Genomic DNA, 21,066 nt, shown 5'->3' on the forward strand with positions numbered 1-21,066 from the left:
TGCGTCCTTGGGCTCCGTGCGTGCCACCGCGGTGTCCTCCAGGTCGATCTCCGTCGATGCCTGGATCACAGTACTCATCAGGTGCGTTCTCCTTGATCAGGAGTTACACCGAAAACCGTACAGTCCCCCTGGGAGCACACGCTAAGTGGTCTGAGTTGTCAATCCTTCGGGGGTTATACGGCGGGGTCCAGTACGGCAGGCTGGTGGTCGCAGTGATCGTGCTGCTGGAGGTTGGACTCTTTCTGCTCGTGTCGCTCAATCCGGGCCAGCAGGTCTTCGAGGTCGGCTGAGGTGAACTTCCATCTGAAGGGCCGGGCGGTGGCGTTGTAGCGCCGTTCGAAGGCGATGAGCCGGTCTTCGACCTGGTCAAGGCTGGTGAAGTCGTTGGGTGTGAGGGCCTTGCGCTGCACGATGGAGAAGAAGATCTCTATTTGGTTCAGCCAGGAGGCGTGGATGGGTGTGTGGACCATGACCGCGTTGGGGAACTGCGCGGTCGGCTGCGGTTTTGCCGCGGTGGGAGGAGCCGTTGTCGACGACCCAGAACACGCGTCGTGCTGAGGCGTAAGGCTCTTGCGTCATGACCTGCTCGACCAGGTCCATGAACGGGACGATGCCCGTTTTGGGCGAGCAGTGTCCGAACACGCGGGCCTGGTGGATGTCGTAGGCGGCCAGGTAGGCCAGCGCGCCACCCCGGGTGTAGTCGTGGTTGACCCGCATGGTCCGGGCGGCCCCAGCTGGCAGGGTGGGGTGGCAACGGCAGCGGCCTGGATGGAGGTCTTCTCGTCGGAGGAGATCACATACTCGTCGTCGCCGAGCGCCGTGCCGTCGAAGATGCGGGCGTATAGGTCCAGCACGCGGACGGCCTTGGCGGCGAAGTCGGGGCCGCGGATGAAGATCCATGACCGGTGCTGCCAGGGCTTGAGCGCGTCGGCGGCGAGGATCCGGCGGACGGTGGAGGCGGAGACCGCAGTCGCTAGGCCACGCCCGACTACCTCGCGGGCCAGGTCCGGGCCGCTCCAGCGGGACAATGGAACCCCGGTTTCGGCCGGCAACTGGCAGGCCAGCGCCTTGATCTCGGCGATGTGGAGCGGGGTGAAGGTCGGTGGCCGTCCGCTGCGTGACAGGTCATCCAGCCCTTTCATACCGTGATCGGCGTAGCGGCCACGCCAGAGCCGGACGGTGTCGACGTGGACTGCCTGCCGCCGGGCGATCGCGGCGTTGGAATAGCCGTGCGCGGCGTCCAGCACGATCCTGACCCGGATCACCAGCCGGTAGGCCGCGGTCTGGGAATAGGCCAAGTGCTTGAGACGGTGGCGGTCGGTGGCGGTCAGAGTGATCTGGCGGGCGCGGGGGACGGGCAACGCACGGACTCTCTACGGGTGATCTTTGTCCTGTGACAACGAACGTTGAGTTGTGTCAGCGAAGTTTGAGCGGGCTCGACGTGGCACAGCTATTCGAGTTCATCCAATTCCGTTCGAGACATTGCGGCAGTCAGGCGAGATGTCGGCCTGAGCATGAGAGGCCCCGACACGACGTGAGCTCGTCGAACCGGAGATGTCTTCATTTCGCCGGGCCAGGGCCCTCTCTTCGTGGCTCATCCCCAGGTGTTCACTGGAGGAGGATCCGATCTTCGCAGGGTTGGCGTCGTGTCCTCCGGCGGAGCGTTCTCCTGGAGCGGCTCGGTGTCGTCGACGGCCACACATGACTTCACGGGCGTGTCTGCCTTGGCCAGCCATGCACCGAGTTCCCAGGGCTGGCGTGGGTTCTGGTTGTCACGGAACTCGAGCACCAGGGTCTCACCGCGCTCCATGTGCTGGGGAGAGATCTGGAACGTCTGGGCGGAGACCGGGCGGGTGACCTTAGTGGAGCGCCAGTTCTCCTGGTCGTTGAACTCCTTGAGCTCCTCCTTGTTCATCTCCGTGGGATTCTTCGAGCCGTAAGCCAAATCGGCACTGGTGATGCGGTGGTCTGCACACTTCTTGCCCGGCTCCAAAAACGTCACGTCGGACGTGACGCCTATGGCGCTCAACTTGGTCTCCAGCCCCTCGGGGTCACGCAGCTCGGTGAGAGTCACCGTGATCGTGCCGTCGGGGTTCTTCGCCACCGCGTAAGCGGGGTCGCCGTCCCCGATCACCAGCGGTGCGGCGACAGCGGCCGCCGCGATGCCGGCCGCGACCAGCAGCCGTGGACCGGTGAAGATCGCCTGCCCGCCCCCGGAGACCCGTCGGCGGGCAGGCGGGCCGTCCATTCCCCTCAGTAGCTGCCCCCGCGCTCCGGCGAGGTCATCTGGGGTGCCCGGGGGAATGGTTGCCCACATGGACTTGAGCTCGTCCATCATTCTGCTCCCTGTTCTAGGGTCTGGCGGACCCGGGTGCGGGCCCGGTTGAGTCGCGAGCGCACAGTCCCCAAAGGGATGGCCAGTGCGTCCGCGACCTCCTGGTAGCTCAGTTCGGCCCAGGCGACGAGCAGCAGCACGTCGCGATCGGCTCGTTTGAGTTTCAGCAATGCCTTCGCCAGCGGTCGGTTGACGGCCAGGGTGTCGATCCCGTCCTCAACCGGCGCGCCGGACACCTCCGCCGGATGCACCCCGCTGCGGATGTAGGCGCGGTAGAGGCTCGTCTCGGTGCGCCGATGCTTGCCGATCAGGTTGGAGGCGATGCCGTACAGCCACGGGCGGGCATCGGCGCGGCTGCTGTCGTAATCGCCGCGGCGCTGGAAGGCGGTCAGAAAAGTGTCGGCCACGACGTCCTCGGCCTCGCTCGGGCCCAGCCGCCGGACCACGAAGCGATGCAGGTACGGCGCATGCCGGTCGAACAAAAGGGCGAAGATTTCCGGCTCGTCGAGCGACCTCTCGATGAGGGTCGCATCGTCAGCCTCGATGACGTCGCGTATGGGGTCCTGCATTTCGACCCCTTCTTGGCGTATGCCGGTCACACGTACTCTTACCGCGCCGGGCCGAAATGGTTCACGCCCGTCTTCGACGCTGGACAATCTTCATGCTGGTCCGCCGAGATTGCCCGTCGTTGCCCTGACGGCGAGCCAACAACACGCCGAGGTCGGCAAGATAGCCCTCATGCCGACCATCCCCGCCTCCACCAAGACCTCGCTGGCCCAGCGGCTCTTTCTACACGCCAAGCAGAACCGGTCCCAGTTGGCCGACGTGCATGTCCACTACCTGGCCAGTTCGGCTATGTCGAGGGCGAACTGCCCGGCGGAGACCGGCTTCCTTAATACGCCTTCGCTACGTCGGCAGCGCGCACGGGTGGAGCCTGGCGATCCACATGCCCAGCACCGGCGTCTACGAAGACGCCGTCCGGTTCGGCGGAAGCCCGCAGCAAGCCCTTAACCTGGTCTGTGGCCTGTATGTGACCGATGCCGACTCCTGATCATGGCAGGTAAATCCTCTTGCGAACCGTCAACCCCCGAGAGACTTCCGGCAAAGACTAAGTAACCAGAGTCGAGGCTCAAACCAGGCCGATTGCTCATCGGCCGGGGGACATCCGGGTGCTCACGTTCCCCGGATTTGTGGTGTTTCCGCAGGAGCCCGATGCTCACCGAATCCCGGACCCTACACGGTTCCCGTGGTCACGGCTGAGCCGGCGAGGAAGCCACGCTTGCCAGACCTCGGGTCAAACACCAGGTGATCGGTCGGTTGCCGCCCGTCCGCTGCCCAGCAGAAGGGCGTCCCGGGGGGAGGGGGTGTCCGCGGACAAACCCGGGGCGCCCTCTGCAGGGCAGCGGACGGCGGAGCCGGCCACTTCGGTCACCGTGACGGTCAGCCGTGCGGGCCGTTGAGCCCCGGTCGGCCTGCGTCCTGGCGAGTCCAAGCGATTACGATACGCTACAAGCACCTTGACGGATAGTGGTAATGAGTTGTCAAGTCGAGGTGCTCCGGCGCCATCGAGCGCCATGACAACGGCATGGCTCGCGCCCTAGAGCACGATCTCCTTCGTGACCGTGTTCACAGCGCCGGCGAAAGCCGCCAGCACCGACATGGACCATGCGAAGCGTCCGATAGCGCCGGGGGACGACTGACGCTGGTCGACGGCCGGAGGAGTTCGTGCACGTGCAAGCCGGTGGCGAGCGGCGTGCTCACGCACCGATGGAGACGCCGAACTCCGCTTCGATGATCTTGAACATGGGGTCCCAGGTCTTCCATTCGGTGTTGGTGTGGACGGCGATGGTGTGCCGGCCGTCGGGGGTGCCCACCGCGAAGACCCAGGATCCCCAGAGGCTGCCACCCACGCCGCGCAGCGTCCGGCCGCCCATGGCCTCCTTGTCGAACTCGAACAGGCCGAGGCCGTAGCGGGCGTGCGGCATCCAGTAACCACCCTCGGTGGAGACCGTGGTCCACATCCGGCGGTGCTGGGCCGGGGGGAGCAGGCTGCCGCCGGCCATCGCGTTGACGAAGCGGATCATGTCGCCGGTGGTGGAGACGACATTGCCGGCCGACCAGGCCAGGGAGGAGTTGAACTCGGTGACGTCCAGGGGCGGGAGGCCGGGCTCCTCCATCAGCGATTCCCAGTTCTCCGGGGTGACTGTCGCCGGGTCGGCGCCGTCCTTGAAGAACAGGTTGGAGTACGCCCGCGGGTGCGGATCGGGGTATCCCGTGTCCGTGGAGGGGCGCACGCGGGTGTGGGTCAGGCCGAGCGGCTGGATGACCCTGCGCTCGACCTCTTCGGCGTAGCTGCTGCCGGTGACCTTCTCGATGATCGCCCCGGCGAGGTGGAAGCCGCCGTTGGCGTACTCGAAGCGTTCGCCGGGCTCACCAACCGGCGGCTGAGACACCGCCACCCTCAGCAGCTCCTCGGTGGTGAAGGTGTCGAAGCGATGCTGGAGGAACCCGGAGCGGGTGGCGTAGCGGTGGGCCACCTCCGGTGCCAGGCCGGTGGCGAACAGGCCGCTGGTGTTGCTGAGCAGGTGCCTGATGGTGATCTTGTTGCCGTCGTAGCCGTTGACGTCCAGCACGCCGGGCAGCCACTTGTTCACCGGGTCGTCGAGGCTCAACCGGCCCTCGGCCTCCAGGGTCAGGACCACGGCGGCGGTGAAGGCCTTGCCGCTGCTGCCGGTGTGCAGGTATTCCCCCGGCTGGCGCCGGGCACCGGTCTTGAGGTCGGCCACGCCGGCGGTGCCGAACCAGGTCCGGTCGCCGTCCTTGACCTCAGCGACGATGCCGGGGATGCCGACCTCGGCCACCGCCCAGTCGAGCACCTGCTGCACTTTCTCGTTCGTTGCCATTGCACTGCCTTTCGGACGTTTCTTCCGTACGTCCTCCACGATCTCCGGCGGCTCTGACAGGCGTCTTATAACGCTCTTCCAGCCGGCACCGGCTCGCTGTAAGGGGGTTTTCAGGGCGGCGGATGCGCATGGCGGCGTGCACGACTCGGTACCGAGCTCCTCTCGGATCAGCTGCAACTCACTGGTGCTTGATCGGTTTCCTTGCCGGTTAGCCTGTTGAGCATGCGGATTGAGGTGCTGGGGCCGATCCGGGCGTATGCCGACGATGGCGCGCCGATCGATGTCGGCGGCATCAGGGTTCGCGCGCTGCTGGCCAGGCTGGCACTGGCCGGAGGCGAAGTGGTATCGGTCGATTCGCTTCTCGACGGCCTGTGGGGGGAACGCCCGTCCGGGGACAGCGTCAACGCGTTGCATGCGCTGGTGCATCGGCTGCGCAGGGCTTTGGGCGGGGTGGGGGTCGTGGAGACGGTGGCCGGCGGGTACCGCCTGCACGTACGCGGCGAGCACGTCGACGCGGCCCGGTTCGAGGAGCTGGCGAAGCGGGGCGGTCGCGAGCTGGCCGCGGGCGCCGCGGGGCAGGCGGCCTTGCTGCTGGGCGGGGCGCTGGCGCTGTGGCGGGGAGACGCGCTGGCCGATGTGCGCGATATCCCTTTTGCCAGTACGGCTGGCGCGCGCCTGGACGAACTGCGCGTAGGGGCCGCCGAAGACCGCTTCGAGGCGGAGCTGCGGCTTGGGCACCATGGCGAGATCCTGGCCGATGTGGAGGCGGCGGCCGCGGACCATCCGCTGCGCGAACGGCTGGCCGGGCTGCGGATGCGGGCCTTGCATGCGGCGGGCCGCCAGTCCGATGCGCTGGCCGTGTTCGAAGAGGTCCGCCGCACACTCGCTGAGGAGTTGGGCGTTGACCCCTCTGAGGAGCTGCGGAAGACGCACGTCGCCGTGTTACGGGGAGAGCTGGAGGTTCCCGAGGCCGCGCCGACTGGCCCGGAGGCGGTGCCGGGCCGTCTGCCGGCCCCGCTGACCAGCTTCGTCGGGCGGGAGGAGGAGCTGAGGCTGCTGGCCGGGTTGCTGGAGACCTCCCGGCTGGTCACCGTCGTGGGGCCCGGAGGGGCGGGGAAGACCCGGCTGACCGTGGAGGCGGCGAGCCGGCATCGGGCCCATCGGCGCGGCCGGGTCTGGCTGGTTTCCCTGGCCGGGGTGAACACGGCCGACGGGCTGCCGGAGGCGGTGCTGGGCACGCTCAGCGTCGCCGATGCCCAGCCGTCCGGCACGCCGCTGGAGCGGGTGGTCAGTCTGCTCGCCGGTGGTGAAGGCGTGCTGGTGCTGGACAACTGCGAACAGATCTCCGGACCCGTCGCGGAGTTCGCCGGGCAGCTGCTGGAGCGCCGGCCGTACCTGACCATTCTGGCCACGAGCCGGGAACCGCTGGAAGTCATGGGTGAGGCGCTGTGCCGTCTGGGCCCGCTCGACCTGCCGCCGGCCCACGCGGATCCCGTTCGCGCCCGCGAGTCGGCCGCGGTGCGGCTGTTCCTCGATCGGGCGGCAGCCGTGCGGCCGGGCTTCGCACTGGACGCGCCCACGGCAGGGCCGGTGGTGGACATAGTGCGCCGGCTGGATGGGCTGCCGCTGGCCCTGGAGCTGGCCGCGGCGCGACTGCGTACGATGAGCGCCGATGAGGTCGCCCAGCGGCTGGATGACCGCTTCCGGCTGCTCAGCACCGGCAACCGGGCCGCCCAGCCGCGGCAGCAGACGCTGCATGCGGTCATCGAATGGAGCTGGGACCTCCTCACCGATCAAGAACGGACGCTGGCCCGCCGGATGTCGATCTTTCCGGCGAGAACCCGGATCGCCGCGATCGAGGCGGTCTGTTCGGATGAGACGCTTCCCGCGGGCGAGGTCATCTATCTGCTGGACTCCCTGGTCGGCAAATCCATGGTGGAGCGGGCCGGCGACGACTACCGGATGCTGGAGACCATCCGAGCCCATGCGGCGGAGAAGCTCTGGCTCGCGGGGGAACGCGAAACCGTGCTGCGCAGGCTCACTCGGCACTTCGCCGACCTGGCCGAGGAACACGAGCCGCTGCTGCGCTCGGACAAGCAGGTGGAGTCGCTGCGGCTGTTCCAGGCCGAGTACGACAACCTGATGTACGCCCTGCAAACGGCCATCGACGGCGGCGACGCCGAGACCGCGGCCCGGATTCTCGGGCCGCTGTACTGGTACTGGGTCATGCTTCGCTACGACGCTCGGGCCGATGCCTACGTGTCTAGGGTCCTGGAGTTCGGCGATGCGCTGCCCGCGGACGCCCGGGCCGCGTTCGCGGCGATCCACCTGGTAGCCGGCGAGGGAGGGCCGATCACCGACCCCGGACGGCTGCGCGCGCTCATCGACGACTGCGCGCACACGGGCGCGCTGCGACGTTATCCGATGCTGCTGACGATAGCGCTGATGATGGCGGCGATACTCGGGCTGGATGAACTGTTCGATCGAGAGATCGCCCGGGTGCGCAGCGGCTCGGACCGCTGGGCGATCGCCTGCACCTTCATGATCGAAGCCATGCGGTATCGCGAACGGGCCGACCGGGACGGCTCCGCGACCGCGATGGCAGCGGCGCTGCACGCGTTCGAGGAGGCGGGCGACCGATGGTGGACGGCGAAGACGCTGTACGGCATGGCGCAGATCCACACCATCGCCGGTGACCACGACCAGGCGATCACCGCCTACGAGCACAGCATCGCGATCGCCACCGACCTCGGCTCGCAGGACGAGGTCTCAACCCGGCTCGGGCTCGCCACCGAACGCATGCGCGCCGGCGACCTGACCGGCGCCCGGCACGACATCGAAACCGCCGAACGAGCGGCCTGGCAGCGTGGCCAGCCGGTGCTGGAGATCGACGTTCTCTGCGGCCTGGCCGAGCTGTACCGCCGCTCCGGAGAGGTCGAACGCGCCGATCAAGAACTCGACCGGATGGAGACGCTCGCCCGCGAGCTACCCCTCTCGGCCGAGACGATGCAGAACCAGCTGGTCCCCGCTCGGGTGGCCAACCTTCTCACCGCCGGGGACGCCGCACGCGCACGCCGGCTGCTGCCCCGCGCCGTCCAAGCGGCGCAGGCGCACATGGACATCCCATCGGCCGCCCAACTCCTGGCCCGGCTGCTGTTCCTGGAGGGCGATCCGGCCGGCGCGGCCACCGCGCTCGGCCTGAGCCAGGCCATCCGCGGCACCTTCGACCACGGCGACGTCGAACTGCGCTCGCTCGTGGAGGCTCTCGTGGACCGGCTCGGCCGTACCGACTACGACACCGCCTACCAACGGGGCGCCGACATGACACCACACGAGGCCACCGACCGGCTGACAAAGCTGCGCGTATAAGGCCGCGGGCGGGCACCGTTGTGGGCCCTCCCTCACCGACCGGCGCGCTCGCGTCCCACTGCAGACGCCGCCGTTAGTCCCCTTCACCGGATGTGCCCAAGCGGTTCACAGGCCGCCCTACGGCAGTGGAGGATCGTGGACATGGCCAAGGACTACCGGTACGCCGACGCCCTGAAACTCCTCGCCGGCTGGGCCGCCACCCACGCCCCCGCCGACGCCCTCACCCCCTGCTGACGGCCATCCGGGAGCGGTGGTGAGCTCGGCTAAGTCGCGGGGCAGAACACCGATTTGAGGGCGTTGGTGATGCGCGACGGCGTGGTCATGCGCTTGGCATCGTCCATGGCCAGTGTCATGGATACGGCGAACTGCAGGCGGCCGTCGGGGGAGGTGTAGGTCGCGGCGGTGAAGCCGGGGGCGCTGCCCCCGCCCCCTGGGGCGAACTCGGGGTTGCCGGCGCACGGGCCACCCGAAGGCAGCGGCGGCTGGCCAGGCGGCGGATCGGTGATCAGTTTACTCAGGAACTCCGGCAGGAGCCTGCCCTGGCGGAAGGCGCGCTGGAAGGCGCTCATGTCGCGCGCGGTGGAGACCACTCCGCCGGCACCGAGCATGGTGGTGACGTTGAGCTTGTCGACATCGCGCAGCGTGCCCGCCTCGTCCGGGGCGTAGCCGTGCCCGTGCGGGCCCTTGATGCCCTCGGGCGCCTTTGCGGGCAGGTAGGTATCGCGCATTCCGAGCGGGGCGAAGAGCCTCCGGTTGAGTTCGGCCGCCAGTGACCTTCCGGCCAGTTTCTCGATGATCATGCCGAGCAGGATGTAGTTGGTGTTGGAGTAGTTGAAGGTTCCGATCTCCACCGGCCGGGGGTTCTTGCGCGAGGCCGCCAGCAGGTCGTGCGGGCGGTAGTTGCGCGTGGGGTTCAGGGGATCCACGTCCGCGCCGATGTACTCGGGGACGCCCGAGGTCAGCTGGATCAGGTTGCGTACCGTGATCTCGTCGGCCCGCTCCACCAGGTCCTTCTTCGCCACCTCCGGCAGGACCGCGCTGAGTTTGCCGTCCAGGCTCAGCTTGCCCTCCTTGACCAGTTGCAGGGCCACGGTGGCGGTCATGCCCTTGGTCTGCGAGCCGATCCGGTAGCGGGCGGTCGATGGGATCGCGCCGCCCTCGCCGCCGAGCAGGCGGGACCCGGCCGATCCTCCTCCGACCCGCTTGCCGTCCACGAACACTTCGCCGATGGCGCCCACCACGTCGCCCGTCTTCACCAAGCCTTCCAGCGCCTTCTGCACGTCCCCGACCTTGACGGGGTCGGCGGATATCGAGGCGGTGGCGGGCGCGGCCACGCTCAAGACCAGCGCCGCGCACGCCACCGAGGCGAGGCCAGTCACTGTCGCTCGACGCAAAACCATGAAGTCTCCTCTTCGAAGTCCGAATGCTCGGCTGTCGAGCCACAAGGTCTAGCGAGGGCAGTGTTTCCTCGGCGTTACCCCGAAGGCGCGGCTCCACCTGATCGACAGGGACTTAACCTCGATTCGTCAGGGGCCTATTGACGTTCATCGAGTCCGCAGCCTTGCCAGTTATGTCCCCTGCGCGGTTGGGGTGGGCCGTCGCATGTCGCTGCGGGGGCGCCGGGTTCCACGGGCCCGGGTGGGGCTCCTTCCTGATCGTTGAGGCGAGGGTCCGGCGCTCAGGTGGGGGCCGGTAGCTGGGTGAGGCGCTGCCAGGCCAGGACGAAAGCCTGCGCCCAGAGCCAGGTGCGCTCGATGCGCAGGTGCCGACGGCGGGCGTGGGCGGCCAGGCGGGCGGGCAGGTGGTAGAGCCGGTAGCGCATGGTGTCGGGCTCGGCGCGTTCCAGGCCGGGCTGGTCGTGCAGGGTCAGCAGGCGGAGCCGGCAGTCCAGCCATTGCGGGTGGTGGGAGCCGGCGATGCCCCACACGCGGCCGATGTTGGTGGCGATGATCGAGTACTTCCAGCCGGATCATGAGGCAGCTTGTCGTTCGTCTCACCCAGCTGACGCATGATCGCTACAGCGCTCCAGGCCGTCCTTAGGGCGCTTGCTTGTCACCCGCCGGATGACCGGATTTTCGGGCGCCACGATCTGGCCGATGAGGCGTGCGCGGCCGAGAAACAGGTTTGCGGTTGAAGACCGAGGCACGGGAGGCTGTGGGTGTGAAGATGCACGCCAACCAACTGACGGTGTCACCTGAGACGGTGCGCACGTTGGTGGATGAACAGTTTCCCGAGTGGCGGCGCCTGCCCATGAGAAGCATCGTCGCGCAGGGTACGGTCAACGCCGTCTTCCGCGTTGGCGAGCTGTTCGCAGCCCGGTTCCCTCTGCAGGCCGGGGACGTCGAGTCGACGCGGCGCTGGCTGGAGTCTGAAGCGGAAGCAGCCCGCGAGCTGGTAGGTCGCACACGGTTTCGCACGCCCAGGCCGGTCGCACTTGGTGAACCCGGGGCGGGCTACCCGCTTCCGTGGTCGGTGCAGACGTGGGTGCCCGGCGTCGTGGCCACCGACGAGGATCCGGGCGAATCGGTCGCGTTCGCGCACGACTTGGCCGATCTCATCAGGGACCTACGCGCCATCGACACACGTGGCCGCACGTTTGCCGGCAATGGCCGAGGCGGCGACCTGCAATCCCACGACGCGTGGATGGAAACCTGTTTCGAGCACAGCGAGGAGTTCCTGGACGTCCCTCGGCTTCGCCGAATGTGGATGACCATGCGTAGTCTGCCGCGCCATGCAGTCGACGACGTGATGACCCATGGTGATTTGATTCCCGGCAACATGCTCGTGTCCGCTGGTCGGCTGGCCGGGATTCTTGACGTCGGCGGCTTCGGACCGGCTGACCCCGCTCTCGATCTGGTGAGTGCGTGGCATTTGCTTGAGGAGGGGCCGCGGCAAGTGCTCCGTCAGGATCTAGGGTGCGACGATCTTGAATGGGAACGAGGCAAGGCGTGGGCCTTTGAGCAGGCGATGGGACTGGTCTGGTACTACGTCGAAAGCAATCCGGCGATGAGCCGAATGGGCCAACGTACTCTGGAACGCATCCTGGCGGACAAATCGCCCGTCTGAGCCCCGACTTCGATGAGACACGGCAGGCTCCGGGGGGCGACGCCCTGCTGAGCACTCGCGGCGCGGGCAAGTCCCATCGATATGCCCCATGATCCACGAGACGGGACACCCGAGCCGCCGGCACCGACGAGACCTTCATCGGCCCCCCGCGTCGGCCGCTGCGTCACCTGCGATCAGGTGCTCGCCACTCCGCACCGCCACCGCGACGACTGGGCCGTCTACTCCTGTCCGCATCCGTCCGACGTCCCGGCGCCGCTCGTCGCGGTCCATGTCGAGATGTACGTCACCGAGGAGGTCCAGCACCAGTTCGCAATCAAGCTGCGCGTGCCGGCCCGGGCAGCCGGTCGCCCGGACACGCTCCACCGCTATCTGGACGCGCGCGACGGCGACAGGATGGAGGGCGTCGACGGCGGCGAGGCCCACCCGAGTGTGATGGAGCGCAGCCTGGACACGCTGTACCTCCTCGACGCCGAGGGGCGGCGCATCACCCGCGGCAGTGAGCCGCCGTGAGCGCCGCCTTCCCCGCGTCGCGCCCGATTCAGCCACCCGGACCGAAGGCCTGCGGGCCGAAGCGGCCCCAGGCGATGACAGCGGCCAGCGCGAGCAGTACCACGTTGACGGCGATGGCCGACGCCTCTTTGCGGCGGGCGTGGGTGGCGGCCGCGCCGAGCATGGTGATGGCCAGGCCGGTGGCGGCCAGCGGGGTGAGGATCGGGGCGATGCCGGTGACGGCGGGCAGGATCAGGCCGAGGGCGCCGAGAAGTTCGACCACGCCGATCAGGCGGACCTGGGTGGGGGTGAAGTCCTCCACCCAGGGCAGCATGGGGCGCAGTTTCTCCTTTGGCAGGGTGGCATGCATGACCCCGGCCAGGCCGAAGACGGCGGCCAGGACAGCCTGCAGGACCCACAGGAACACGTTCATGTCAGTTGCTCTCTTCGTTGGAGCGGTGTTCAGGTTCTTGGCCTGGTAACGGCCGGTGTGCCGGGCTCAGGGTGCGGGATGATCGGCCCCGCGCCGATGATGAACAGCAGGGTCACGGTGTCCAGCGCATGATGATCTGCAGGTTCTAGCAGCGGCCGAGGGTGCCGCGGCGTCTGGCGAGGTGTTCGAGCCGGTTGAACAGGAGCACCCCGGCGGCCGTGATGAGCAGCGGCTGGGCCAGCAGCCAGCCCAGACCCCAGCCCGTCGGGAGCGCGGCCAGGGAATGCCCGCCGAGCAGGATGTCCCGCATCGCCTCGATGCCGGGCGCGATGGGGACCAGCAGCCGGCTGAGGAAGGCGATCGCATCGGGCATGGCGGCCAGTGGGACCAGGGTGCCGCCCGCGATGGCGTAGACGGCCACCGACAGCTGGGTGATGATCTCGATGCGTTTGAACACCAGGGTCAGCCCGCACAGGATCAGAGCCAGCCCGCAGGTGCCCACCGCGATGGCGGCCAGCGGCACGATCACCTGCGCGTCGAAGGGCAGCTGCCCGCCCTGGAGGGTGATGGCGACGGCGCCGGTGGCCAGCACGGCCAGCGCGGTGGGCAGGGCCGAGATCACGGCGGCGACCTGGCGGCCGAGAATGCTCGCGGCCGAGGGCAACGGGGTCAGGTAGGTCTGTTCCAGCACGCCGGACTGGATGTCGCCCAGATAGCTCCAGAACACCCGGTTGACCTGCTCGTGGATGAACGTCAGCGCCACCATGCCGAGCAGCACCGGCAGCAGCAGTTCCGTCCGTAGCTGCCCGCGTCCCATGAACAGCACGATGAGCAGATAGAACAGTGGGAACGTGATCATTTCCATGAGGCCTTCACGCCATCCGGCGGCGAGGCTGAGCAGGCCCTTGCCGACTTCTGCGGCGAATCCGCGGGCGAAGGTCATGAGGACTCCTGCAGGGCTCGGCGGTGGTTGCGGACGAACAGCACGCCAGCGGTGGCGGAGAGTGCCAGGGTGTGGGCCAGCAGCCAGGGCAGGGTGCCGCCGGTCCAGACCTCGGCCAGAGTCCGGCCCTCGAACAGCGTCTGGGCGAGCGCCTCGATGCCCAGCGTGGTGGGCAGGACCCTGGCCAGTACGGCGAGCCAGTCCGGGTAGAAGGCCAGCGGCAGGAACGAGCCGTTGAGCAGCAGCACCAGCGAGGTGAACAGCGACTGCAGCGCGCCGATCATCGGGGAGACCAGCGCGAGGGACGCCAGCAGGAAGGTGAAGGCCAGCACGTTCACCCCCAGCAGCACGGCGGGCAGAAGCGCCATCCAGCGCAACGGAATCGCGATCCCGGCCACCAACATCGGGACGAGGGCGGCGATCGCGGCCACCGCCAGCCCGAAAACCGAGGCGGTGATCAGCCTGCCGAGCATCGGCAGCCACGGCGGCGCCGTGGTCATCTGGGCCTGGGCGAAAGTGCCGGCGCGTTTCTCCTCAATGAGGTCGGCCACCATCACCAGGCCGGCGTACTGCAGGAACCAGTAGCCGCCGATCGCGACCAGGGTCTGCGGCAGCAGGTCCTGGCGCAGCTCGCCCTGGCCCAGGACGAACTGCAGGCCGAGGTACATCATGGTGCTGATCAGCAGCGTGACGACGTGGCCGATCGGGTGGGCCAGCTGGACGCGCAGGCCCTTGCCGATCTCCGCGCCCAAGACGTTAAGCATGGGACGCCTCGTTCACCAGGGCGAGGAACACGTCCTCAAGGTCGGGCTGGACCTGGGTCAGCGACTCGATGACGACCCCGTGCGTGCGCAGGCGCTCGACCACGTCGTAGATCTCGCTCGGTTCGCTCACCCGGACGCTGATCGTGGTGACGCCCTCACGGGTGAGGCCGTCGAACCCGGGTGGCGCCGTTCCTTCGACGTGGATCTCGTACTTGTCTCGCTCGCGGAAGCTCGCCAGCAGCTCATGCGTGGGCAGGTCGGCCACGAGCCGTCCCTGGCCCATGACGGCCACCCGGTCGCACAGCTCCTGGGCCACATCGAGCTGGTGGGTGGTGAGCAGGATGGTGGTGCCGAGTTCGCGGGCCAGCTCGGTGATGCGGTCCTTGACGGTGCGGGTGGCCTCGACATCGAGACCGAGTGTCGGCTCGTCCAGCAGCACGATCGGCGGGTCGGCGATGAGGGCGACGGCGATCGCGACCTTCTGCTGCATGCCGCGCGAGAAGCCGCCGACCTTGTCGTCACGGCGCTCCCACAGGCCCAGTTCGGTCAGCAGGTCCTGGGCTCGCTCTGCGACCTGGGCCTTGCGCATGCCCTTGAGCCGGCCGAAGTACATCAGGTTCTGCCAGGCCGACAGGCTCCAGTAGACGTTGCGCGAGCCTTCCAGCACGGCGCCGAACTGCGCCATCGCGGCCGAACGCTGCCGGGTCACGTCGAAGCCGCCCAGCCGGACCTGGCCCGAGGTGGGGGTCAGCAGGCCGGCCAGCATCTTGATGGTGGTGGTCTTGCCGGCGCCGTTGGGCCCCAGGAAGCCGAAGACCGATCCGGCGGGGATGCGCAGCGACACCTCGTCGACCGCCCGGACCTGCGCCGAGCCGTACACCTTGGTCAACGCATCAATCTCGATCATGTCATTTCCTCGGTTCGGGGGAATCCCGGCCCCGGGGTTCCGGGGCCGGGAGGGACGGTCAGAGCTCGTCGAGGACCTCGATGTCCTCGGCGGTGACCTCGCGGGCCACGGCGAACGCCGCGGTGGCGGCGGCGGTGCCGGGCGCGGCCTGGCGGGCCGCTTGCAGGCTGGCGGCGCAGTCCCAGCGCCAGACGCCGACCCACGGCTCGGGCAGTGTGGCTCTGATCGCGGAGACCAGAGCCGCGTGCGGGGCTCGAACCTGCTCGGCGTCGGCGGGATCGGCATGGAAGCGGGTGAGGCTGATATGCGACATAGCTAGACCTTAGCTCTAGAGTTCATCTCTAGCGAATAATTCTAGAGATAGACTCTATTCATGAGTGTTGTCAAGCGGGCGAGCAAGCGAGCGCAGAAGGCGCAGGAGACGTGCCGGCGCATCCTGGAGGCGGCGTCGGAGCTGTTCGGGCGGGACGGATACGGCGCGACGAACCTTCAGGACGTCGCCGACAAGGCCGGGGTCGCGGTGCAGACGATCTGCTTCGTCTTCGGCAACAAGCGCGCCCTGCTGAAGGAACTGCTGTACGGCCTGCTCAGCCCCGAGCTGTACCTGCTGTTCGTGCACGAGCGCGGCTGGCCGCGCGAGCACTGGGAGCGGTGGGCTGGCGAGACCCTGTGCGCGCCCAGCTCTGTTCAGGTTAGGGCTGCCACCGGCGGCCTTGGCCTGTCGTCAACGAGCGCTGTCCAAGCTCATCACCAAGCACGGTTGGACCACCCGCGACGAACCCCGCTGACCGGCTGCTCGTTGCTTAGCGGAATTCTCGGCCCGCACATGACCACGGCCCCAAGTCAACGACTGAGCAGGTAGCGCCGGGGCGTGGTGCCGACCGTGCGGCGGAAGGCCGCCAGGAACGCGCTCGCCGTGGCATACCCCACGCCGTGCGCCACCCGCGACACCGGCTGCCCCTCGGCCAGCAGCGGCAAGGCGGCGCGCAGCCGTACCTGCGTGCGCCAGTGGTCGAAGCTCATGCCAGTGTCGCGCACGAACAACCGCGTCAACGTCCGCCTGCTCACGCCCACCGCGCGGGCGTGCGCCTCCAGGCTGCGCGGGTCGGCCGGGTCCGCCAGCAGGGCGGCCGCCACCACCCGGACGCGCTCGTCGGTGGGCTGCGGTACGTCGATGGGCCGGGTGGGCAGCGGGCGCAGCAGGTCGGGCACCACCGCCTCGGCGCGCAGCCGCGCGTCGTCGGTGAGGTCGGTGCGGGCCAGGTACCCGATCAGCTCGGCCAGCAGACCGTCGACGCCGACCGCCGTGGGCTCGGGCCAGTCCAGCGAGCAGCGCTCCGGCGCCAGGTACAGGCTGCACAGCACCGCGTCGCGGGTCGCACCGGTCGCGTGGGCGACACCCGCGGGCAGCCACAGCGCCCTGGTGGGCGGCAGGACCCAGTACACCTCCCCCACGCCGACGCTCAGGACGCCGCGCCGGGTCCAGGCGAGCTGGTGGTGGGTGTGGCTGTGCGGGGGGATCCACTCCCCCGAGGCCAGCGGGAAGCGGCCGACGATGATCGCGCCCATGTCCTCCATGCGACATAGTCTGGCCTCATCGCGGATTGTGGCCAAATGCGGCGGATCATAGCGTCGTCGGATGCCGATGATTGTGTTGTGTCTCGTCCAGTTCATGCTCGTGCTCGATGACACCGTCGTGAACGTGGCCCTGCCCAGCATCCGCGATGAGCTGGGCTTCAGCGCGTCCGGGCTGCCCTGGGTCGTCAACGCCTACTTCCTGGCCTTCGGCGGGCTGCTGCTGCTGTGCGGCCGGATGGCGGATCTGCTGGGCCGCCGCCGCGTCTTCCTCATCGGGGTGGCGCTGTTCGGGGCGGCCAGCCTGGCCTGCGGGCTCGCGCAGGAGCCGTGGCAGCTCGTGATCGGACGGTTCGTGCAGGGCGCGGGTTCTGCGATGGCCAGCCCGGCGGCGATGTCGATGATCACGTTGCTGTATCCGGGGCCTGAGGAGCGGGCCAAGGCACTGGGCATCTGGGGCGGCATCGCGGCCCTGGGCGGGACCTCGGGCCTGGTGCTGTCCGGAGCGCTGACCGACCTGGTGTCCTGGCGCGGGATCTTCCTGATCAACCTGCCCATCGTCGCCGTGGCCCTGACGCTGCTCCCCCGCCTGGTCCCCGAGTCCCGGGCCCCGGGCCGGCGCCGCCTCGACGTTCCCGGCGCGGTCCTGGTCACCGGTGCCGCGGTGTCGCTGGTGTACGGGCTGCTGCGGGCCGGAGAGAACGGCTGGAGCGACCCGATCGTCATCGGTGCCGTTGTGCTCTCCGCCGCCTTGGCGGTGGCGTTCCTGATGGTCGAGTCGCGGGCGGAGGCGCCGCTGGTGCCCGGGGCGTTCCTGGCCTCGCGGACGCGGGCGGTCGCCAACGGCGCGACCCTGCTGTTCTCGATGGCGATGTACGCGATGTCGTTCCTGCTGATGATCCAGGTGCAGACCGCCCTGGGGTACAGCCCGCTCCTGGCCGGCATCGCGTACCTGCCCTACGGCGCCGGCATCCTGGCGGGCATGTGGTTGTCCTCCCGCATCTCGCTCAGGATCGGGACGCGCTGGGCGCTCCTGCTGGCATTCCTGGTCAACATCGCCGGCCTGCTGCTGCTGTCCGGCGTGGCGGCGGGCGACTCCTACGCCGCCCACGTCCTGCCCGGCATGCTCATACTGAGCGTGGGCAACGGGCTGAGCCTGCCCGTCATGGCCGTGGCCGCGGTCGACGGCACCACAGAGGAGGACGCCGGTCTCGGCTCGGCCCTGTTCACCTCCGTCCAGCAGGTCGGCGGCGCCGTCGGGGTGGCCGCGCTGGCCATCATGGGCTACTCAGGCGGGCTCACGGCGGGCGCGGTCTGCGTGGCGCTCGGCGCTGTGCTCATCGTCGTGCTGCTGCCGCCGCGTGCCAGCGGCCCGCGGCAGCCCGCTGGACATGGAGCCGGCGGGCGAAGCAAGCCGACAGCCGCTCCCCGGCTCTGAGCAGTCGCCGGCTCGGGGATCCCGAGTGCCCGACGATCTGGCTGGTCGCGAGCACGAGGTCGCTGCGTTCGTCGCGAAGTTCGTCACCCGAAGCAAGATCGGCCCCACCTGGCGAGAAGTCGGAGCGACCTTCGGGTGGTCCAACCCCGAGGTCAACGCGGCCCTTCACCACCTGGGTGAACGCGGCTTGCTGCGTTTCACCAAGACGGCGAGATCCCTGCGACCCCGGACCGCGCAGCGTCATGGCCACTTCCTAGAGCATCGACCGCCTGACCATCCACGCGCCGCGCGGCCCGGGTCTTCCGGCCATCGCGTGGCCGGGAACAAGTGGGGGTGTCTCCCCGTGCGGTCAGCGACTGTGTCTTCCCCGAGCGTAGCGGTTCCAGGCTCCACCGGCGTCAGGAGGCCCTCGCTCGCCGCGAACTGCACTACGCCCAGCAGGCGCCCGCTTCGAGCCACTACCTCCTCCATGCCGGACAACGGGGACAAGATGTCCCCGTAGCCGTCCCCGGACCAGCCAAACGTTTCGGTCAACACCCGTTCGGGGACAGTTCTCGGCAGACGAGGCCCTGGCCAAGCTCAAGCAGATGCTCAGGGACTACGAAGACGGTCTGGCCATCGCGCCGACGAACTGCACGGTCAAGACCTACACCGGGTATGCCGGGACCCACATCATCCCGGCACTCGTCAAGCTCCGAGACCTGTTACGCGGCGACGGCGAGCGCGGTGCTCGCCGCCAGCAGGGCGGCGCCGGTGACGGTCAGCAGTGCGCCCAGGCCGATGACCAGGGTGGTGAGTTGCCAGGCCTGGTAGGCGTTCAGCAGCGAGGCCCGCAGCATCTGGCCGGTGAAGGCCGTCTGCCGCAGTCCGGCCAGCTTCTCGTCGTCGCCGCCGGCGGCGAACAGTTCGGCGCTGACCTCGGCGTACGTCCGGCCGCCTGTGGCCGTCAGCACGTTGTTCGCGATCACTTGGGCGTAGGCTCGGGCTTGCGGGCCGGTCAGGACGGCCCGGCCCTGGTGGGCGGCGAGCTCGGCGGGCAGTCCCTTGCCGGGGAAGCTGATCGACTGCTCGCGCAGTTCCGCCTGGATCTCACCGCGCGCTTTCCTCCCCTGAGCGGCCATCACGGGGCCCGCGGCCACCATCGCGGCGCCGGCGGCGCCCAAGAGCACCACCGCCGCCGCTTGGACAACGCTCATTTCTTGCTCCTTGCCATGATGAAGCCGGTCATCGGGGCTGCGCGGGCAGGCGCCGCCGATAGACGACGTAGGGCCGCCACAGATACGCGATCGGCGCCGACCACACGTGGACGAGCCTGGTGAACGGCCAGATCGCGGCCAGCACCCAGGCCGACATCGCGTGCAGCTGGAAGATCAACGGTACGTCCGCCATCAGTCCGGGGTCGGGGCGGAAGGTCAGGACGCCGCGGAACCAGACGGCGATGGTGGCGCGGTAGTCGTAGCCGCCGCCGAGCAGGTTTTTGCCGACGGTCGCGGTCATGCCGAGCAGGATCACCACGGCCAGGACGGCGAACAGGACCTTGTCGGCGCGGGCGGTGGTGCGGCGTACGCGCGGGCTGGTGAAGCGGCGGGCCAGCAGCAGCGCCAGGCCCGCGACCACCATGAGCCCGGCCACGGTTCCGGCGCTCACCGACACCAGGTGGTAGAGGTGCTCGTCGACGCCGACCGCCTCCATCCAGCTCTTCGGGACGAGCAGGCCGAGCACGTGGCCGCCGATGGCGGCGAAAGCGCCGAGGTGAAACAGCGGCGAGCCGAGCCGCAGCAGCCGGCTCTCCAGCAGCTGAGTGGTGCGGGTGGTCCAGCCGAACTGGTCGACGCGCCAGCGCCAGACGTGACCCACGACGAAGACCGTCAGAGCCACGTAGGGGACGACCACCCAGAGCGCGACGCTCACGGCCGCACCTCCCATTCGTTCGGTGGCGGACCGAACGGGGCCAACCCAACCTCCTCGGCGGGCGGGCCCGCCAGAGCGAGATCGGCTACCGCGGCCCGCTCGGATTCCGACAGGTCAGGCAGCACCGCGCACAGCGCGTCCAGGACCAGCGCGTAGGGCGAACCGGCCTCGTGCAGCGCGGTGCGGATGAGCTCCAGCCCTTTGCGGTGCTGGCGCAGCGGCGCCTCCCCCACCGAAGGCCCGGCCAGCGCGGCGAACTCGCAGACCACCGGCAGGAAATCGGGCAGCTCGCCCTCGGGCGGGGTGAGCCCGGCCACGCGATAGCGCTGCTTGAGGGTGAGCAGGGCCATACCGCGGCGGCGGGTGTCGCCGTGCAGGTAGTAGGTGAGGTAGAGGCTGGACTTGCGGCGCAGGTCGAAGGCCTCGACGTAGTGGCGGGCCAGCGGCATCGGCTGCCGGTCGCGGAACCACCACAGGAACTGCTCCAGCGCCTGGCGGGGGTGCGCGTCGGGCAGCGCGGCGACGGCCCGGCCAAGCTCGGCGCGGGCGGCGAGCAGCTCGGCGTCCGGGTACTGCAGCAGCAGCGAGACCAGCCGGAGCAGCGCCGCCCGGTCCTGCGGCCGCTCGGTGACGGCTTCCTTTCTGGTGAGCAGTTTCATGACGCCGCTCCCTTGCCGACGAAGAGCTTCAGGCCCAGGCGGCCGTCGCTGCGCCGCCCGGTCACGCCGGCCGGGTGGAACTCGCTCATCCCCGGCCCGCCGTCGCCGTCCAGGCTGCACCCGCCGGCCTGGGCGGACAGCGCGGCAGCGTCCTCGCGGTGGGCGGCGGGCACGACGTAGCGCTCGTCGTACTTGGCGATGGCCAGCAGCCGGTACATCTCCTCCATGTCGGACGCCGTCATCCCCGCCGACTCCAGCAGGTCCGCGGCGACGG

Annotated in this window: 21 protein-coding genes and 1 pseudogene; 5 read left to right on the forward strand and 17 right to left on the reverse strand. The window is 69.0% G+C overall.

Annotated features, from left to right (window positions below; translation table 11 throughout):
• Positions 1-173 precede the first annotated feature (173 nt).
• The 5 genes from EJK15_RS73630 to EJK15_RS55280 all read right to left on the reverse strand — a co-directional run bounded on the left by EJK15_RS73630 (position 174) and on the right by EJK15_RS55280 (position 5,238).
• Positions 174-470, reverse strand: a complete 297-nt coding sequence (locus EJK15_RS73630) for a hypothetical protein (protein WP_206061738.1) — start codon at positions 468-470, stop codon at positions 174-176.
• Positions 471-575: 105 nt separating this feature from the next.
• A complete protein-coding gene (locus tag EJK15_RS55260; RefSeq protein ID WP_206061740.1) occupies positions 576-1,361 on the reverse strand; it encodes a helix-turn-helix domain-containing protein in 786 nt (261 codons plus the stop codon).
• 233 nt (positions 1,362-1,594) lie between these two features.
• Positions 1,595-2,338: a hypothetical protein gene (locus tag EJK15_RS55265; RefSeq protein ID WP_206061742.1), complete on the reverse strand. Its 744-nt coding sequence runs from the start codon at positions 2,336-2,338 to the stop codon at positions 1,595-1,597.
• Positions 2,335-2,904 (reverse strand): RNA polymerase sigma factor, encoded by a 570-nt coding sequence (locus tag EJK15_RS55270; protein WP_138718496.1) that lies wholly within the window; start codon positions 2,902-2,904, stop codon positions 2,335-2,337. Before EJK15_RS55270 ends, EJK15_RS55265 begins: the two co-directional genes overlap by 4 nt.
• Positions 2,905-4,092: 1,188 nt before the next feature.
• Positions 4,093-5,238, reverse strand: coding sequence for a serine hydrolase domain-containing protein (locus EJK15_RS55280; RefSeq protein WP_138718483.1), 1,146 nt, complete (start codon positions 5,236-5,238; stop codon positions 4,093-4,095).
• Between the two features lie 222 nt (positions 5,239-5,460).
• Between EJK15_RS55280 and EJK15_RS55285 the strand changes: the two genes are divergently transcribed.
• A complete protein-coding gene (locus EJK15_RS55285) occupies positions 5,461-8,607 on the forward strand; it encodes an ATP-binding protein (protein WP_138718484.1) in 3,147 nt (1,048 codons plus the stop codon).
• Between the two features lie 263 nt (positions 8,608-8,870).
• Here EJK15_RS55285 and EJK15_RS55290 read toward each other — a convergent pair whose 3' ends face one another.
• Both EJK15_RS55290 and EJK15_RS55295 read right to left on the reverse strand, forming a co-directional pair.
• Positions 8,871-10,007 (reverse strand): serine hydrolase domain-containing protein, encoded by a 1,137-nt coding sequence (locus tag EJK15_RS55290; protein ID WP_138718485.1) that lies wholly within the window; start codon positions 10,005-10,007, stop codon positions 8,871-8,873.
• A gap of 278 nt (positions 10,008-10,285) precedes the next feature.
• Positions 10,286-10,534, reverse strand: a complete 249-nt coding sequence (locus EJK15_RS55295; protein WP_240777820.1) for a hypothetical protein — start codon at positions 10,532-10,534, stop codon at positions 10,286-10,288.
• A 203-nt stretch (positions 10,535-10,737) separates the two neighbouring features.
• On the opposite strand from EJK15_RS55295, the gene EJK15_RS55300 reads away from it, so the two are divergent.
• A complete protein-coding gene (locus tag EJK15_RS55300; protein ID WP_206061744.1) occupies positions 10,738-11,673 on the forward strand; it encodes an aminoglycoside phosphotransferase family protein in 936 nt (311 codons plus the stop codon).
• A 177-nt stretch (positions 11,674-11,850) separates the two neighbouring features.
• The gene (locus tag EJK15_RS55305) at positions 11,851-12,183 is read left to right on the forward strand and encodes a hypothetical protein (protein WP_138718486.1); all 333 of its coding nucleotides are present in this window, start codon (positions 11,851-11,853) and stop codon (positions 12,181-12,183) included.
• A gap of 28 nt (positions 12,184-12,211) precedes the next feature.
• Here EJK15_RS55305 and EJK15_RS55310 read toward each other — a convergent pair whose 3' ends face one another.
• The 5 genes from EJK15_RS55310 to EJK15_RS55330 all read right to left on the reverse strand — a co-directional run bounded on the left by EJK15_RS55310 (position 12,212) and on the right by EJK15_RS55330 (position 15,522).
• On the reverse strand, positions 12,212-12,595 hold the full coding sequence (locus tag EJK15_RS55310) for a DoxX family protein (protein ID WP_138718487.1): 384 nt from the start codon (positions 12,593-12,595) through the stop codon (positions 12,212-12,214).
• A gap of 145 nt (positions 12,596-12,740) precedes the next feature.
• Positions 12,741-13,538 (reverse strand): ABC transporter permease, encoded by a 798-nt coding sequence (locus tag EJK15_RS55315; protein ID WP_138718488.1) that lies wholly within the window; start codon positions 13,536-13,538, stop codon positions 12,741-12,743.
• A complete protein-coding gene (locus tag EJK15_RS55320) occupies positions 13,535-14,302 on the reverse strand; it encodes an ABC transporter permease (protein WP_138718489.1) in 768 nt (255 codons plus the stop codon). The genes EJK15_RS55315 and EJK15_RS55320 overlap by 4 nt, the downstream gene beginning before the upstream one ends.
• A complete protein-coding gene (locus EJK15_RS55325) occupies positions 14,295-15,209 on the reverse strand; it encodes an ABC transporter ATP-binding protein (protein WP_138718490.1) in 915 nt (304 codons plus the stop codon). Before EJK15_RS55325 ends, EJK15_RS55320 begins: the two co-directional genes overlap by 8 nt.
• A gap of 58 nt (positions 15,210-15,267) precedes the next feature.
• On the reverse strand, positions 15,268-15,522 hold the full coding sequence (locus tag EJK15_RS55330) for a hypothetical protein (RefSeq protein WP_138718491.1): 255 nt from the start codon (positions 15,520-15,522) through the stop codon (positions 15,268-15,270).
• Between the two features lie 60 nt (positions 15,523-15,582).
• Between EJK15_RS55330 and EJK15_RS75520 the strand changes: the two genes are divergently transcribed.
• On the forward strand, positions 15,583-16,071 hold the full coding sequence (locus EJK15_RS75520; RefSeq protein ID WP_240777821.1) for a helix-turn-helix domain-containing protein: 489 nt from the start codon (positions 15,583-15,585) through the stop codon (positions 16,069-16,071).
• Here EJK15_RS75520 and EJK15_RS55340 read toward each other — a convergent pair.
• On the reverse strand, positions 16,053-16,787 hold the full coding sequence (locus tag EJK15_RS55340) for an AraC family transcriptional regulator (RefSeq protein ID WP_138718492.1): 735 nt from the start codon (positions 16,785-16,787) through the stop codon (positions 16,053-16,055). The two genes, EJK15_RS75520 and EJK15_RS55340, sit on opposite strands and share 19 nt — an antisense overlap.
• 61 nt (positions 16,788-16,848) lie before the next feature.
• Between EJK15_RS55340 and EJK15_RS55345 the strand changes: the two genes are divergently transcribed.
• On the forward strand, positions 16,849-18,222 hold the full coding sequence (locus EJK15_RS55345) for an MFS transporter (RefSeq protein WP_240777822.1): 1,374 nt from the start codon (positions 16,849-16,851) through the stop codon (positions 18,220-18,222).
• Positions 18,223-18,926: 704 nt separating this feature from the next.
• Here the strand turns inward: EJK15_RS55345 and EJK15_RS55355 are convergent.
• The 4 genes and pseudogenes from EJK15_RS55355 to narY form a co-directional block, all read right to left on the reverse strand.
• The gene (locus tag EJK15_RS55355) at positions 18,927-19,418 is read right to left on the reverse strand and encodes a hypothetical protein (RefSeq protein ID WP_138718493.1); all 492 of its coding nucleotides are present in this window, start codon (positions 19,416-19,418) and stop codon (positions 18,927-18,929) included.
• A 28-nt stretch (positions 19,419-19,446) separates the two neighbouring features.
• Complete coding sequence (gene narI, locus EJK15_RS55360; protein WP_138718494.1) at positions 19,447-20,133, reverse strand: respiratory nitrate reductase subunit gamma; 687 nt, start codon at positions 20,131-20,133, stop codon at positions 19,447-19,449.
• Entirely contained in the window at positions 20,130-20,792 is a 663-nt protein-coding gene (gene narJ, locus EJK15_RS55365; RefSeq protein WP_138718495.1) for a nitrate reductase molybdenum cofactor assembly chaperone, read from the reverse strand. Before narJ ends, narI begins: the two co-directional genes overlap by 4 nt.
• Positions 20,789-21,066, reverse strand: a pseudogene (gene narY / locus EJK15_RS55370) (nitrate reductase subunit beta); the annotation flags it as partial. The pseudogene narY and the gene narJ, both read right to left, overlap by 4 nt.

It is taken from the genome of Nonomuraea basaltis (assembly GCF_005893125.1).
Lineage (GTDB): Bacteria > Actinomycetota > Actinomycetes > Streptosporangiales > Streptosporangiaceae > Nonomuraea > Nonomuraea basaltis.